This window comes from Streptomyces sp. NPDC005811, assembly GCF_040630405.1.
GTDB lineage: Bacteria > Actinomycetota > Actinomycetes > Streptomycetales > Streptomycetaceae > Streptomyces.
In genome coordinates this window covers 1-15046 of the sequence record NZ_JBEXXK010000070.1, presented here as the reverse complement: position 1 = coordinate 15046, position 15046 = coordinate 1, and the positions used below count along the sequence as shown (strand labels likewise).

At 71.8% G+C, this 15046-nt stretch carries 12 protein-coding genes, 3 tRNA genes and 2 pseudogenes; 9 read left to right on the top strand and 8 right to left on the bottom strand.

Annotated elements, in window-relative coordinates:
- Positions 1-81: 81 nt before the first annotated feature.
- Genes purL through purS form a run of 3 tightly spaced genes read right to left on the bottom strand, consistent with a single transcriptional unit; the run spans position 82 to position 3277 of the window.
- Complete coding sequence (gene purL, locus ABZ490_RS45540; protein ID WP_359004531.1) at positions 82-2340, bottom strand: phosphoribosylformylglycinamidine synthase subunit PurL; 2259 nt, start codon at positions 2338-2340, stop codon at positions 82-84.
- Positions 2337-3017, bottom strand: a complete 681-nt coding sequence (gene purQ / locus ABZ490_RS45535) for a phosphoribosylformylglycinamidine synthase subunit PurQ (protein ID WP_359004528.1) — start codon at positions 3015-3017, stop codon at positions 2337-2339. Before purQ ends, purL begins: the two co-directional genes overlap by 4 nt.
- The gene (gene purS / locus ABZ490_RS45530) at positions 3014-3277 is read right to left on the bottom strand and encodes a phosphoribosylformylglycinamidine synthase subunit PurS (RefSeq protein ID WP_015659417.1); all 264 of its coding nucleotides are present in this window, start codon (positions 3275-3277) and stop codon (positions 3014-3016) included. Before purS ends, purQ begins: the two co-directional genes overlap by 4 nt.
- Positions 3278-3639: 362 nt before the next feature.
- On the opposite strand from purS, the gene ABZ490_RS45525 reads away from it, so the two are divergent.
- From ABZ490_RS45525 to ABZ490_RS45490, 8 genes are all read left to right on the top strand, one after another.
- Complete coding sequence (locus tag ABZ490_RS45525; RefSeq protein ID WP_055631821.1) at positions 3640-3957, top strand: Lsr2 family protein; 318 nt, start codon at positions 3640-3642, stop codon at positions 3955-3957.
- Positions 3958-4107: 150 nt separating this feature from the next.
- A tRNA-Gly gene (locus ABZ490_RS45520) sits at positions 4108-4179 on the top strand.
- Between the two features lie 80 nt (positions 4180-4259).
- Positions 4260-4332 (top strand) — tRNA-Gly (locus ABZ490_RS45515).
- A 152-nt stretch (positions 4333-4484) separates the two neighbouring features.
- A complete protein-coding gene (locus ABZ490_RS45510; RefSeq protein WP_359004523.1) occupies positions 4485-5438 on the top strand; it encodes an ABC transporter ATP-binding protein in 954 nt (317 codons plus the stop codon).
- Positions 5439-5551: 113 nt separating this feature from the next.
- On the top strand, positions 5552-6295 hold the full coding sequence (locus ABZ490_RS45505) for an ABC transporter permease (protein WP_359004610.1): 744 nt from the start codon (positions 5552-5554) through the stop codon (positions 6293-6295).
- A 21-nt stretch (positions 6296-6316) separates the two neighbouring features.
- Entirely contained in the window at positions 6317-7552 is a 1236-nt protein-coding gene (locus ABZ490_RS45500) for a histidine kinase (RefSeq protein ID WP_359004520.1), read from the top strand.
- Positions 7549-8157, top strand: coding sequence for a response regulator transcription factor (locus tag ABZ490_RS45495; RefSeq protein ID WP_359004518.1), 609 nt, complete (start codon positions 7549-7551; stop codon positions 8155-8157). The genes ABZ490_RS45500 and ABZ490_RS45495 overlap by 4 nt, the downstream gene beginning before the upstream one ends.
- 23 nt (positions 8158-8180) lie before the next feature.
- Positions 8181-8256: transfer RNA gene (locus ABZ490_RS45490), tRNA-Gly, on the top strand.
- Positions 8257-8346: 90 nt separating this feature from the next.
- Here ABZ490_RS45490 and ABZ490_RS45485 read toward each other — a convergent pair.
- The 5 genes and pseudogenes from ABZ490_RS45485 to ABZ490_RS45465 all read right to left on the bottom strand — a co-directional run.
- The gene (locus ABZ490_RS45485) at positions 8347-9246 is read right to left on the bottom strand and encodes a phosphoribosylaminoimidazolesuccinocarboxamide synthase (RefSeq protein ID WP_359004515.1); all 900 of its coding nucleotides are present in this window, start codon (positions 9244-9246) and stop codon (positions 8347-8349) included.
- Positions 9247-9337: 91 nt separating this feature from the next.
- Positions 9338-10882: a N,N-dimethylformamidase beta subunit family domain-containing protein gene (locus ABZ490_RS45480; protein ID WP_359004512.1), complete on the bottom strand. Its 1545-nt coding sequence runs from the start codon at positions 10880-10882 to the stop codon at positions 9338-9340.
- A 266-nt stretch (positions 10883-11148) separates the two neighbouring features.
- Entirely contained in the window at positions 11149-13125 is a 1977-nt protein-coding gene (locus tag ABZ490_RS45475) for a hypothetical protein (protein WP_359004607.1), read from the bottom strand.
- Positions 13126-13446: 321 nt separating this feature from the next.
- Positions 13447-14700, bottom strand: a complete 1254-nt coding sequence (gene purD, locus ABZ490_RS45470) for a phosphoribosylamine--glycine ligase (RefSeq protein WP_359004509.1) — start codon at positions 14698-14700, stop codon at positions 13447-13449.
- Positions 14701-14813: 113 nt separating this feature from the next.
- Positions 14814-14942: pseudogene (locus ABZ490_RS45465) on the bottom strand (DNA polymerase III subunit gamma/tau); the annotation flags it as partial.
- 4 nt (positions 14943-14946) lie between these two features.
- On the opposite strand from ABZ490_RS45465, the pseudogene ABZ490_RS45460 reads away from it, so the two are divergent.
- A pseudogene (locus ABZ490_RS45460) lies at positions 14947-15046 on the top strand (phosphoadenylyl-sulfate reductase); the annotation flags it as partial.

Here is a 15046-nt window from a genome sequence, read left to right as displayed (position 1 = left end):
CGATCGTCTCGGCGATCGGGGCCCTCACCGTCGTACGCGTACCGCACCGTCGTGCGGACTGGCCCGCTCGGCTCGGCTCGGCTACGCGAGCAGCGCCGGGATGGTCGCCTCGTGCGCCGTGCGCAGCTCCTCCAGGGAGAGCGCGAACTCGCCCTGGACGTCCACCACGTCGCCGTCGACGACACCGATGCGGGTGACCGGAAGGCCCCGGGCGCCGCACATGTCGTTGAAGCGGACCTCCTCCGAGCGCGGGACCGCGACGACGGCACGGCCGGCGGACTCGGAGAACAGGAAGGTGAAGGCGTCGAGCCCGTCCGGTACGACCAGACGCGCGCCCTTGCCGCCGAGCAGCGCCGACTCCACAACCGCCTGGATCAGACCGCCGTCGGACAGGTCGTGCGCGGAGTCGATCATCCCGTCGCGGGAGGCGGAGATCAGGATCTCGGCCAGCAGGCGCTCGCGCTCCAGGTCGACCTTCGGGGGCAGACCGCCGAGGTGGTCGTGGACGACCTGGGACCAGGCCGAGCCTCCGAACTCCTCACGGGTGTCGCCGAGGAGGTAGAGCAGCTGACCCTCCTCCTGGAAGGCGACCGGGGTGCGGCGGGCGACATCGTCGATGACGCCGAGGACCGCGACCACCGGGGTCGGGTGGATGGCGACCTCGCCCGTCTGGTTGTAGAGGGAGACGTTGCCGCCGGTCACCGGGGTGCCGAGCTGGAGGCAGGCGTCCGCCAGGCCGCGGACGGCCTCCGCGAACTGCCACATGACGGCCGGGTCCTCGGGCGAGCCGAAGTTCAGGCAGTCGGAGACGGCGAGCGGCTTGGCGCCGGTCGTGGCGACGTTGCGGTACGCCTCGGCGAGCGCGAGCTGGGCGCCGTGGTACGGGTCGAGCTTGGCGTACCGGCCGTTGCCGTCGGTCGCGATGGCGACGCCGAGGCCGGACTCCTCGTCGATCCGGATCATGCCGGAGTCCTCGGGCTGGGCGAGGACGGTGTTGCCCTGCACGAAGTGGTCGTACTGCGAGGTGATCCACTTCTTGGAGGCCTGGTTGGGCGAGGCGACGAGCTTGCGGACCTGGTCCTTCAGCTCCTCGCCCGTCTGCGGCCGGGGCAGCTTGTTCGCGTCGTCGGCCTGGAGGGCGTCCTGCCAGTCCGGGCGGGCGTACGGGCGCTCGTAGACCGGGCCGTCGTGGGCGACCGTGCGCGGGTCGACGTCGACGATCTTGCCGCCGTGCCAGAAGATCTCGAGGCGGTCGCCGTCGGTCACCTCACCGATGACGGTGGCGATGACGTCCCACTTGTCGCAGATCTCGAGGAACCGGTCGACCTTCTCCGGCTCGACGACGGCGCACATGCGTTCCTGCGACTCGCTCATGAGGATTTCCTCGGGCGAGAGGGTCGAGTCGCGCAGCGGGACGTCGTCGAGGGTGACGCGCATACCACCGGAGCCGTTGGAGGCGAGCTCGCTCGTGGCGCAGGACAGACCGGCGGCGCCGAGGTCCTGGATGCCGACGACGAGCTTCTCCTGGAAGGCCTCCAGGGTGCACTCGATGAGGAGCTTCTCCTGGAAGGGGTCGCCGACCTGGACCGCGGGGCGCTTCGACGGCTTGGCGTCGTCGAAGGTCTCGGAGGCGAGGATCGACGCGCCGCCGATGCCGTCGCCGCCGGTGCGGGCGCCGTACAGGATGACCTTGTTGCCGGCGCCGGAGGCCTTCGCGAGGTGGATGTCCTCGTGCCGCATGACGCCGATGGCGCCGGCGTTGACCAGCGGGTTGCCCTGGTAGCAGGCGTCGAAGACGACCTCGCCGCCGATGTTCGGCAGGCCCAGGCAGTTGCCGTAGCCGCCGATGCCGGCGACGACGCCGGGCAGGACGCGCTTGGTGTCGGGGTGGTCGGCGGCGCCGAAGCGCAGCGGGTCGACGACCGCGACCGGGCGGGCGCCCATGGCGATGATGTCGCGGACGATGCCGCCGACACCGGTGGCCGCGCCCTGGTAGGGCTCGACGTACGAAGGGTGGTTGTGCGACTCCACCTTGAAGGTGACCGCGTAGCCCTGGCCGACGTCGACCACGCCCGCGTTCTCGCCGATGCCGACGAGGAGCGCGTCGCTCTGCGGGGCCTTCTCGCCGAACTGGCGCAGGTGCACCTTCGACGACTTGTAGGAGCAGTGCTCGGACCACATGACGGAGTACATGGCGAGCTCGGCGCCGGTGGGACGGCGGCCGAGGATCTCCACCACCCGCTCGTACTCGTCCTTCTTCAGACCGAGTTCGGCCCAGGGCAGCTCGACGTCGGGGGTCGCGGCCGCGTGCTCGACCGTGTCCAGAGGCGTCCGGCTCATGCGTTGACCAGCTTCTTGAGGATCGAGGTGAAGAACGGGAGACCGTCGGTGCGGCCGGACCCGATGAGGGGCTCGACGGCGTGCTCCGGGTGCGGCATGAGGCCTACGACGTTGCCGGCCTCGTTGGTGATGCCGGCGATGTCACGGAGGCTGCCGTTGGGGTTGAAGTCCAGGTAGCGGAAGACGACCCGGCCCTCCGCCTCCAGCTTGTCGAGCGTGTACTCGTCGGCGACGTAACGGCCGTCCATGTTCTTCAGCGGGATGTGGATCTCCTGGCCGGCCGTGTAGTCGGCGGTCCAGGAGGTCTCCGCGTTCTCCACCCGCAGCTTCTGGTCGCGGCAGATGAAGTGGAGGTGGTCGTTGCCGAGCATCCCGCCGGGCAGCAGATGGGCCTCGGTGAGGATCTGGAAGCCGTTGCAGATGCCGAGGACCGGCAGGCCGGCCTTCGCCTGCTCGATGACGGTCTCCATGACCGGCGAGAACCGGGAGATGGCACCGGCGCGCAGATAGTCGCCGTACGAGAAACCACCGGGCAGGACGACCGCGTCGACCTGGTGGAGGTTCTTGTCCTTGTGCCAGAGGGCGACCGGTTCCGCGCCCGCGAGGCGGATCGCGCGCTGCGTGTCCCGGTCGTCGAGGCTGCCCGGGAAAGTGACGACGCCAATACGAGCGGTCACTTCGCGGCCTCCGCGACTTCCTCCACCTTGACGGTGAAGTCCTCGATCACGGTGTTGGCGAGGAAGGATTCCGCAAGATCGTGGATGCGGGCGAGGGCGGCCTCGTCGACCGGCCCGTCAACTTCCAGTTCGAATCGCTTTCCCTGACGTACGTCGGAGATGCCTTCGAAACCCAGGCGCGGCAGTGCGCGCTGCACCGCCTGGCCCTGGGGGTCGAGGATCTCCGGCTTGAGCATGACGTCGACTACGACGCGTGCCACTGGCACTCCCGGTGGTGTGGTGCTGAGCAGGTTCCTGCGGTGTCTCCGACAGGTGCCTTCAGACTACCCGTACAAAATTTCTACGCGAGTAGAGTTGTAGGAATCTACGTGAGCGTCATCACGATCAGGTATCGGACCAGTGCGGTCACGAAAAGTTCAGGGAAAGATCCGGGGTGTACCCGTGTTCCCTATTGCGCTGGGACACGCGGAGAGATTTAGTCGGGCTTCACATTCGATTGCCGGGCACTGTACAAATGAATTGGCAATAGCCGATACTTTGCCCCATAACTGGCGGACAGTCGACATCTCCGTGACGTCTTGGCACGTCATCGCAGAGCTGTCGCACGAAGGGACCGATATTCGTGGCGCAGAAGGTCGTGGTCACTCTCTTTGACGACATCGACGGCTCGGAAGCGGCGGAAACGATCGCCTTCGGACTCGACGGCAAGTCGTACGAGATCGACCTGAATGAAGCCAATGCCAAGAAACTGCGTAAGGCGCTCGCGCCGTACGTGGAGGCCGGCCGCAAGCGGTCGAAGTCCGGCAAGGCGTACAAGCAGACGGAGGTCGCGCCCGACCCGGCGGCCGTGCGCGCCTGGGCCCAGGCCAACAAGATGGAGGTGCCCGCCCGCGGCCGCATCCCCAAGAAGGTCTACGAGGCGTTCGCCGAGGCGCAGTAGCCCGGCGCCGTTCGAGCCGCTCCCCGCGGTCGTCCCCGGGTCCGTCACCACGGCCTGGGGACAACCGACTTGCGTTACCCCCCACATGGTCGGCTAATGTCTGGAGCACGCCGCCGGGCGGGGCCGAAAAGCCCAGCTCACGGAGGCCACGCGGGTGTAGTTCAGTAGCAGAACATCCTCCTTCCAGGGGGAAGGCGCAGTGTGCGATTCCTGTCACCCGCTCTGCATCGCCGTCCTGACCACGGTTGTGGATCAGGTAGGCTGGTGCTCGCGCCGATCGGTGAGAGCCGGTCGGAGGCAATGCGGACGTAGCTCAGTTGGTAGAGCGCAACCTTGCCAAGGTTGAGGTCGCGAGTTCGAGCCTCGTCGTCCGCTCGGGAATGAGACCCCGGTCCATCGGACCGGGGTCTTTTCGTGTGCTCGCTCGGTGTGTTCCCCTTCGCGTGCCGCCGTCACCTGACATTTGTCATACGGAGTGATGACACCTCGCACTGCTGTCGGCCCCGATCCGACGGGAGCCTTGAGGCATGGACACGAATGAACACGTGATTGAGGTCACCGGCCTCCGGCGTGTGTACGGGGGCGGGTTCGAGGCGGTCCGTGGAATCTCCTTCCACGTCGACCGCGGTGAGATCTTCGCGCTGCTCGGTACCAACGGCGCCGGCAAGACATCGACCGTCGAACTGCTGGAGGGCCTCGCCCGCCCCGACGCCGGACACCTGCGCGTCCTCGGACACGACCCGTACACCGAGCGGGCCGCCGTCCGTCCGCGCACCGGCGTGATGCTGCAGGAGGGCGGCTTCCCCTCCGAACTGACCGTCGCGGAGACCGCGCGGATGTGGGGCGGCTGCGTCAGCGGCGCCCGGCCGGTCAAGGAGGCGCTGAGCCTGGTCGGACTCGCCGGCCGGGCGGACCTACGGGTCAAGCAGCTCTCCGGCGGCGAGCGGCGCCGTCTCGACCTGGCGCTGGCCCTGCTCGGCGACCCCGAGGTGCTGTTCCTCGACGAGCCGACGACCGGCCTGGACGCCGAGGGCCGCCGCGACACCTGGGACCTGGTCCGCGCCCTGCGCGCATCCGGTACGACGGTGCTGCTGACCACGCACTACCTGGAGGAGGCCGAGCAGCTCGCCGACCGGCTGGCCATCCTGCACCAAGGGCGCATAGCCGCCTCCGGGACACCCGCCGAGGTGACCGCGGCCCAGCCCTCCCGGATCGTCTTCGAGCTGCCCGAGGGGTACTTCATCGGCGATCTGCCTCCGCTCGGCGAGCTGGGCGTGTGCGATCACGAGGTCGACGGGCGCCTGGTCCGGCTGCGGACCCGGGAGTTGCAGCGGACGGCGACGGCGCTGCTGGTGTGGGCCGAGCGGGCACGGGTCGAGCTGCGGGGGCTGGATGTGCGGTCGGCCTCGCTGGAGGAGGCGTTCCTGGGCATCGCCCGGGAGGCGTCGGAGCGTACGAAGACAGAGGGGGCTGTGGCATGAGCGGGAACAGGGTGCACAACGGGACGGGTGCGTCCGCGGCCGTGGGTGCCGGGAGCGCGGGCATCAGCGCCGGCACGGCGTCCCAGCGGGCGGTGACGACCCCGGCCAGCCGGATGGCGGCCCTCGGACGGGCCGAGCTGACCCTGCTGGGGCGCAGCAGGAGCACGCTGCTCACCGCGGTGCTGGTGCCGCTCGCGCTGCCGTTCAGCTTCGGACCGATGATCGCCGACATGCACGTGGAGGACGTCGGTCTGACGATCGGTCTGGTGCTGCTGCCGGCGGCGATCGGCTTCTCCCTGCTCTTCGCCGTGTACTCGGCGCTGACCGCCATCTACACCGTCCGGCGCGAGGAACTGGTCCTGAAGCGACTGCGCACCGGGGAGCTGCGGGACACGGAGATCCTGGGCGGGACCGCGCTGCCGGTCCTGGTGACCGGGCTGGTGCAGTCCGTGGTGCTGGTGGCGGCCTCCACGGCCGTGCTGGACATACCCGCGCCCAAGGCGCCCCATCTCGCTGTTCTGGGGCTCCTGTTGGGGCTGTCCCTCTGCGCGGCGCTGGGGGCGCTCACGGGAGCCCTGACCCGGACCGTGGAGAGCGCCCAGGTCACTCCCCTGCCGTTCCTGCTGGTCTCGATGATGGGCTCCGGGGTGACCGTCCCGCTGGAGATGCTGCCCGACCGGGTCGCCTCGGTCTGCGAACTGCTGCCGCTGTCCCCGGCGATCACCCTGATACGCGGCGGCTGGACGGGCGACCTCTCCGCCTACGAGGCGCTGGGGACGATATCCACAGGCCTGGCCTGGACTGTGCTGGCGGTGTTTGCTGTACGACGGTGGTTCCGCTGGGAACCGCGGCGCTGAGACGGGGGACGAGGGGAAGACATGCGCGGCCCGGGGGGCTGGTGGCGGGGGAAGAGCACACCAGCGAAGTTCGAGACATACACACGGTGGTCGTTCCACTTCTTCGGGGTGAGCGAGATCCTCGCGGTCGGTCTGCCGGCCGTCGGCTCCCTGGGGCCCGGGCTCGGCGGCGCGCTGCTGACCCTGGTCACCGTGCACGCCGTGCTCTGCATGTTCACGGTGTCACGGGGGCTGGACTGGACGCGCGGCCGGCGCCCCCAGCCCGTGCGGCTGCTGTGGACACTCGCCTCGCTCACCGCCGCCATCGCGGTGGTGGCCATCCTGATCGCCCAACGGGGTCCCGACCGCGAGAGCGTGGACGCGACCGCGGGTGCGGTGTTCGGGATCGTGCTGGTCATAGGGGTGGGGGTCCTCGCCCTCGGTGTGCGGGACCGGCGGCAGGTGTACGCGATAGTGACCGGCTTCTCGCTCGGCGTGGGGGCCGTCTGCTTCCCGCTGGACGTGCCGCCGCCCGACGCCGTCATCGGCATGGTGGGCGTCTTCCTCGGCTCCGGACTGCTCGCCTTCACCGCGCTCTTCTCCGTATGGCTGCTCGACGCCGTCTACCAGCTCGACGAGGCCCGCGAGACCCGGGCCCGGCTCGCCGTCGCCGAGGAGCGGCTGCGCTTCGGGCGGGATCTGCACGACGTGATGGGGCGCAACCTGGCGGTGATAGCGCTGAAGGCCGAGCTGGCGGTGCAGCTGGCCCGGCGGGGGCGGCCCGAGGCGGTGGAGCAGATGATCGAGGTGCAGCGGATAGCGCAGGACTCCCAGCGGGAGGTGCGGGAGGTCGTACGGGGCTACCGGGAGGCCGATCTCGCGGTGGAACTGACGGGTGCGCAGGGAGTGTTGACGGCCGCCGGCATCGACTGCGAGGTGCGTGGGGAGGCGGACGGCCTGCCCGGTGAGGTGCAGTCGGCGCTCGGCTGGGTGGTGCGGGAGACGACGACGAACGTGCTGCGGCACGGGGACGCGCGGCGGTGTTCGGTGGCGCTGCGGGTCGCGGAAGGGTGCGTGGTGCTGACCGTGGAGAACGACGGGGCCGAGGCCGTGCGCGACGGGATCGGCGGTGGCGGGTCGGGGCTTGCCGGGCTGCGGGAGCGGCTGCGGCAGGTCGACGGGACGCTGGAGGCCGGGTTCGCCGGGCCCGGGGTGTTCCGGGTGGTGGCCGAGGTGCCCCTGGAGAGAACGAGCATGGTGAGCGAGGTCACTTCATGACGGTGCGGGTGCTGCTCGCCGACGACGAGCATCTGATCCGCGGTGCGCTGGCCGCGCTGCTCTCCCTGGAGGACGATCTGCTGATCGTCGCGGAGGCGGCCACCGGACCGGAGGCGCTGGCGATGGCGCGGGCGCACACACCGGATGTGGCCGTGCTGGACCTCCAGATGCCCGGGGCGGACGGTGTGAAGGTCGCCACATCGCTGCGGACCGAACTGCCCGGCTGCCGAGTGCTGATCGTGACCAGCCATGGCCGGCCGGGGCATCTGAAGCGGGCGCTCGCGGCGGGTGTACGGGGGTTCGTCCCGAAGACGGTGAGCGCTCAGCGGCTCGCGGAGATCATCCGGACCGTGCACTCCGGAAACCGTTACGTCGATCCGGAGTTGGCCGCCGACGCCATAGCGGCCGGGGATTCGCCGCTGACCTCGCGCGAGGCCGAGGTGCTCGAACTCGCCGCCCAGGGGGCGCCCGTCATGGAGATCGCCGAGCGGGCCGGGCTGTCGCAGGGGACCGTGCGGAACTACCTCTCGTCGGCCGTGTCCAAGCTGGGGGCGGAGAACCGGCACGCGGCGGTGCGTCTCGCTCGCGAGCGGGGTTGGGTATAGTTGGCCTCGCGCCACGGCGCAGTGCGGACGTAGCTCAGTTGGTAGAGCGCAACCTTGCCAAGGTTGAGGTCGCGAGTTCGAGCCTCGTCGTCCGCTCCAGTGAAACCCCGGCCCGATGGGCCGGGGTTTTTGCGTGCGCCGGGCAAGGTGGTCCGGGTGGGCCCCCGTACGGGACGGGGGCCGGCCGGGTCAGGACCAGCTGAGGCCCGTCAGACGCTCGTAGGCCTCGATGTACTTGGCGCGGGTCGCGTCGACGATCTGCCGGGGCAGCGGCGGCGGGGGCTGCTCGCTCTTGCGGTCCCAGCCGGACTCGGGCGAGGTGAGCCAGTCGCGGACGAACTGCTTGTCGTACGAGGGCTGGGCGCGGCCCGGCTGCCACTGGTCGGCCGGCCAGAAGCGGGAGGAGTCCGGGGTGAGGACCTCGTCGGCGATGACGAGGGTCTCGCCGTCGAAGCCGAACTCGAACTTGGTGTCGGCGAGGAGGATGCCTCGGTCGCGGGCGATGTCGCGGGCGCGGCCGTAGACGGCGAGGGTGGCCTGGCGGAGCTGGGCGGCGGTGTCGGCGCCGACCTGGCGGGCGACCTCCTCGTAGGAGACGTTCTCGTCGTGCTCGCCGACGGCGGCCTTGGTGGCCGGGGTGAAGATCGGGGCGGGCAGTTCGCTGCCGTCGACCAGGCCCTCGGGGAGGGCGAGGCCGCAGACGGTGCGCGACTCGACGTACTCGACGAGGCCGGAGCCGGTGAGATAGCCGCGGGCCACGCACTCGACCGGGAGCATCCGCAGGGACTTGCAGATCAGGGTGCGGCCGGCCCAGTCGGCGGGGGCGCCGGGGGGCAGTTCGGTGCTGAGGACGTGGTTGGGGACCAGGTCGGCGAGCTGGTCGAACCACCACAGGGAGAGCTGGGTGAGGACGCGTCCCTTGTCGGGGATCTCGGTCGGCAGCACCCAGTCGTAGGCGGACATACGGTCGCTGGCGACCATCACGAGGTCGCCCGCCTCGTTCTGGTACAGCTCGCGCACCTTGCCGGTGTGCAGATGCACCAGGCCCGGCACCTGGAGGGGCTCGGGCTTTTCTACGAATCCGGACACGGTTCCTCCCCGTGGTTCTGTCCTAGGCCTTGATTGTCCCGTACGTCGGGGTGGATCAAGGACGAGGGTCCGTCGCCCCTGCGGGAAGGTGTCAGTCGCGTTTGCAGATGCGGTCGAGGAGGTTGGCGGTGGCGCGCTGGATCCGGGGGTCGACATGCCCGGGGCGGTCCAGCGCGGGCGACCAGGCGAAGGTGCCGGAGGCGAAGACGAGGGCGCCCGAGGGGGCGCGGTAGAGGGAGGTCTCCTGGTGGCGCAGGACGCCCTCCTGGTCGGTGTACGGGGAGTGGGCGAGCAGGATGCGGTCCTCGTGGGGCGGGAGCGGGGTGCGTGGGAAGTAGCGGTCGGCCTCGCCCGCGACCAGGCCCTCGATGCCCTCGCCCTCCTGGGTTCCGGTGGCCTCCCAGAGCCAGTGGTCGGCGTTGCGCACGATCAGTGGATGCGGCTCGGGGACCCGGCCGGCGTACTGGATGCCGACCAGCTGCTGCTCGGCGCGGTCGATCTCCCGCCAGAGGACGGCCTTGCCGGGGCCCCGGCGTTTGCGGCAGGTGAGCAGCCGGGCGGGGACTCCGGACGGGGACGGGCCCAGCTCCACCTGCCAGTACAGGCTGTTGGCGGAGAGGAAGACCAGGGAGGTGCCGCTGTCGCGGGCGAGTTCGACCGTGCGGCGCATGTTCGTCGACCAGTACTCGTCGTGTCCGGGGAAGACGAGCCCCCGGTAGCGGGTGGGGTCGACCTGGCCCGAGTGCAGATCGCGGGCGTCGGCGTAGGCGAGGTCGTAGCCGTAGCGCTCGGCCCAGCGGATGACGTCGTAGGCGTGGCCGACGTGCAGGGGCAGGCCGGCGCCCGCGTACGGCCGGTCGAAGGAGACCGTGGTCGCGGCGTCGGCCTCGCCGAGGAGGCGGCCGTTCCCGTCCCAGGCGTGGTAGAAGCTGGCGCCGGTGCGGCCGTCCTCGGGGTAGAGGTTGTAGGCCTGCCAGGTGACGTCGGGCAGGAGCAGCAGCAGGTCGGCGGGGTGCTGGTCGCGGACCGTGAAGGGGATGTGGGAGCGGTAGCCGTCGGCCGTGGTGAGGACCGCGACGTACGCCCCGACGCTCCAGTACGAGGGGATCTGGAGCCGCCAGGAGAGCCACCAGTGGTGGCAGGAGACCGTGCGGTCGGCGGTCAGCGGCGGGGGCTGGACGATGCCGGCGAGACGCGGGCTGGTGGTGATCTTGGCGGCGCCGGCGCCGTCGTAGTGGCCGATGCGGTAGATGTCGACGCTGAACTCCTGGGGCGGGTCGACCGTGATGTGGAAGTCGACGGCCTCGCCGGGGGCGACCGCGCCGGTGGAGGTGAAGCCCTTGATCTGGCGGCGGACGTCGTCGGCGGAGCGGGGGACGCCGGACGTGGATGCCGGGCCGGGCGCGGTGCGTGGGCCCGGGACCCTGGGGCCGCGTGCGCCGCCCGGCCCGCCGGGTCCGCCCGGCCGGCGCGCGGGGGCCGGGTCGACGTACCAGGGGACGACCTGGCCCGTGTCGTCGAAGTACGTCTCGCTGCCGCGCAGCCAGGGGACGGGGCCCTGGCCGAAGGGATCCGTCACGGCGTGGGCCAGTGCTCCCGACTCCCAGCGGCGGATGTGTTCCGGTCCCGGTGCCATGGCGCTCCCCTCCCTGGTGCCCCCGTGATCGTCCGGCGGTGCGGTCGCTTCGCGCTGTACGCCGACTGACCGGCCGGCAGGTCGGCTGTCCTATGTCGCCCGCCCATGCCATGGGCGCGATCGGTCCCAGCACATCACATAACGCGCGCAGACAGTCACTATTCGTTGCGAATTGGCCGAAAGTGGAACCAGGGGGTCCGTTCCGGGCGGGGCAGGATGGGGCGGGTGTGGTCAGGGGTGGCCGCGCGGGTAGGGAGGTCGGGAGGTCAGCCGAGGCGTACCGGCTTCTCGGGGCGTATGCCCAGCTCCACCAGCCAGGCGCGCAGGGGGGTCGCGTCACCGTCCTCCACCAGGCTGAGAACGCGGGGGGCGAGGTCGGCCACGCGCTCGCCGTCGACGAGGAGGGTGGGGCCGTCGAGCCAGTCGAGACCGGGGGTCGCCCCGACGGTGTCCATCGCGGCGCAGCACACCATCGCCGTGACGTGGTCGGCGAGCAGTTCGCGGTCGGTGCGTGGGGGCTGGAGCGGGAAGAGCGGAAGCGCGCCGTCCTCCCAGAGGGGACCGTCGGGGCCGCCCTGACCGGCGCCGGGCACCGGAGGCTTCGCCGCCGTCGCCTCCTCCCGCGCCACCTCCGAACCCAGCCGCGCGGCGAGCGCGGAGCAGCGGGGGTTGGGGGCGGGGAGATCGTCGCCGTCGTCGTCCTCGATACCCACGTCGCCCACGTCGCCCACGTCGCCCGCGTCGCCCACGTCGCCCGCGATGTCGGCTTCGCCTCTGATCTCGGCGTCTCCGTCGGGTCGGGTGGGGGGTGCGGGTTCGGCCGGGCGCGGGGCGGCACCTGGCGAGGGGGCTGCCGCAGCCTCGGCCGGTGCCGGATCAGTGCAGTCCGTGAGGTCCCCGGCCCGCGTCGGAGCGCCTGGGTGGGCGGGGCTCGGGCTGATAGGTGGCAGGTCGGGATCGTCGGCCGTCAGGTGGTCCAGGACGCGGGCCAGGGTGGGGCCGGACGGGTGGTGGGAACCGTGGTCGGGGGTGGGGCGGACACCGAGGGCGTCGAGGACGCGGTGGAGGCGGGCCGCGTCGGTGCGCCATTTGCGGTCGACGACCTCCTCCGGGTACTCCTGCCAGTCCACCGGGGACCAGTCCGGGCCGCACTCGGCGGGCCCGCCGTGGAAGAGGCGGGCGGCAAGCAGGGAGGCGGCCTCGTCCACCGCGCCGGGCTCTTCGAGCAGGTCGCAGGCGGGGCGCTCACCGAGGCGGGAGGCGAACCCCTCGGCCAGCCGGTCCCGGCGGGAGAGCTCGGTCAGCGCGGCCACGACCCCGGCGTCCAGCCGGGAGGGCCAGCGGCCCATCCGCCAGGCCGGCAGCGCGACCCGGGTCAGCAGCCGGTCCCAGCCCGCGTACGCGAGGCCCACCTGCTCCTGGGCGACGATCCGCAGCCCGTAGTCCACCGCCTGGGCGCGCTCGGCGGCCGCGGCGGCCACCCCCCGCTCCATCTCGGCGGCGTGCACCTGGCAGCTGCGCAGCATCAGCCGGCTGACCCAGCCGATGCCCGCGCAGACCAGACGCGCGGCGGGACATCGCCCGCGGTCGGCGGAGACCGCCACCGCGGCGTCCAGCCCGCGCACGAAGCGCCGGGCCGCGGCTATGTCGGGGTGCGCCGAAGGGCCCGTACCGGCGACGACCGGGGCGAGGACCGCGCGCAGTTCGCCGACGCGCATCCACCACAGGAAGGGGGAGCCGATGACGAGGACCGGTGCCGTCGCCGTACGACGGGGCAGATGGTGGCGGCCCGGGCCCGCACCGGCTATCTCGTCGCCGCGCCGGGGCGCGGGCGGGCCGTGGGCCGGGTGGGTGCGGTCCTCCAGCCAGCTGTCGCAGTCCGGGGTGAGCGCTATGGCGGAGGGCGCGGGGACGTCGAGGCGGTCGGCGAGGTCGCGCACCAGCCGGTACAGATCGGGTGCCGCCTCCTCGGCGACGGCGACCGTGGGGCTGACGGCGGGCCGGGCGCGGGCGACGACCAGGCCCACGACCCCGGCGGCGAGCAGGACGACCAGCGCGACCACGCCCACCACCCAGCGGGCGCTGTCCCAGCCCGGGCCCACGAGGTGTCCCGTGGAGCCGCCGGCGAGGAGGATCACGGCGGCGGCCGCGGGCAGCAGCGCGACGGCGAGCGCCCGGCTGCGGACCCGCAGCACGGCCAGCGCCCGGGCCCGCGCACTCTGCGCGCCCGCCTCCACTCCCATACCGGTCACGACCGGAACTCACCCCCTCACCGTCTCGCGGTCCTGGCTCGCCTGCTCCAGCTCATTCCCCCACTGTGGCACCCGCCACTGACATCGCAATGCCGGTGGGCCAAGTGCCGGAATGCTTGCGCCGCACCCTAGTTGGCACTCCGGCCTCCGTCAGCCGGATAGCGCAGCGCTCACTCGATGGAATGGCTTTGGGGAAAGGTGAAGGACGGTGGGCAACGATCAGGCCCCGGGTTCCAGGGGAGTCCACGAGGGACTCCGCAGGGGCCCGGGGCCTGGGTGGTGCGGTGGGAATGCGGTCCGTTCCCCGGCGTGTTACGCGCCCGCCGCCGCCTTCGCCGCGATGTCCGTACGGTGCTGGGAACCGTCGAGGCCGATCCGCGTGACGGCCTGGTACGCCCGGTCGCGGGCCTCGGTGAGGTCCGCGCCGGTCGCGGTGACGGACAGCACGCGGCCGCCGGCGCTGACGACCGTGTCGCCGTCCTTCTTCGTCCCGGCGTGCAGGACGTACGCGTGCGGGGCGTCCTCGGCGGCCACCGTGTCGAGGCCGGTGATGGCGTCGCCGGTGCGCGGGGTGCCGGGGTAGTTGTGCGAGGCGATGACGACGGTGACGGCCGCGTCCTCGCTCCAGCGCAGGCGCTCCAGGTCGGCGAGGGTGCCGTTCGCGGCCGCGAGCAGCACGCCGGCCAGCGGGGTCCGCAGCCGGGCCAGGACGACCTGGGTCTCCGGGTCGCCGAAGCGGGCGTTGAACTCGATGACGCGGACCCCGCGGGAGGTGATGGCGAGGCCGGCGTAGAGCAGCCCGGAGAACGGGGTGCCGCGGCGGCGCATCTCGTCGACGGTCGGCTGCAGGACGGTCTCCAGGACCTCCTCGACCAGCTTCGGGTCGGCCCACGGCAGCGGCGAGTACGCGCCCATGCCGCCGGTGTTGGGGCCCTCGTCGCCGTCGAGCGCGCGCTTGAAGTCCTGGGCGGGCTGGAGCGGGAGGACCGTCTCGCCGTCGGTGATCGCGAAGAGGGAGACCTCCGGGCCGTCGAGGAACTCCTCGATGACCACCCGGTCGCAGGCCGCGGCGTGCGCCTTGGCCGCCTCCAGGTCCTCGGTGACGACGACACCCTTGCCGGCCGCGAGACCGTCGTCCTTCACGACGTACGGCGCGCCGAACGCGTCGAGGGCCTCGGCGACCTCCTCGGCGGTCGTACAGACGTACGAGCGGGCGGTCGGGACGCCGGCCCCGGCCATGACCTCCTTGGCGAAGGCCTTCGACCCCTCCAGCCGGGCGGCCTCCCCGGACGGCCCGAAGACCGGGATCCCCGCCTCCCGCACGGCGTCGGCGACCCCGGCCACCAGCGGCGCCTCCGGGCCTACGACGACCAGCTCGGCGCCGAGCTCCCGCGCCAGCGCGGCCACGGCGTCGCCGTCCAGGGCGTCGACCTGGTGGAGCTCGGCGACCTCGGCGATGCCGGCGTTGCCGGGCGCGCAGTGCAGCGCGGTGACGGCGGGGTCGAGGGACAGGGAGCGGCACAGGGCGTGTTCGCGGGCGCCGTTACCGATGACGAGGACGTTCACAGGGGTCAGCCTAACGGGAGGGGGCGGGCGCCTTTGTGCGGGAGGCCGAGGGACGGGGGCAGGGGAGTTCGTAGGTTCCGACGAACGGCGGCCTCGGCACCCGGCGGTCCCGCCTACTCGTTGGTGTACTCCTCCACCACCGTCGCGCCCAGTTCGCGCACGATCAGTTCATGGCCGGAGAGCGCCGACTCGTTGAGGTCGGGGTCGTCGTCCTCGGGGATGTCGTCCTCGGGGGCCACCGGTTCCGCGGCCGAGGCCGTGATGGACGTCAACGTCATCACGCTCACCCCGCGCCAGACCGTCGCCGAGCAGGACGCCGAGTACGGGCCGAAGTTGCACGACCGCG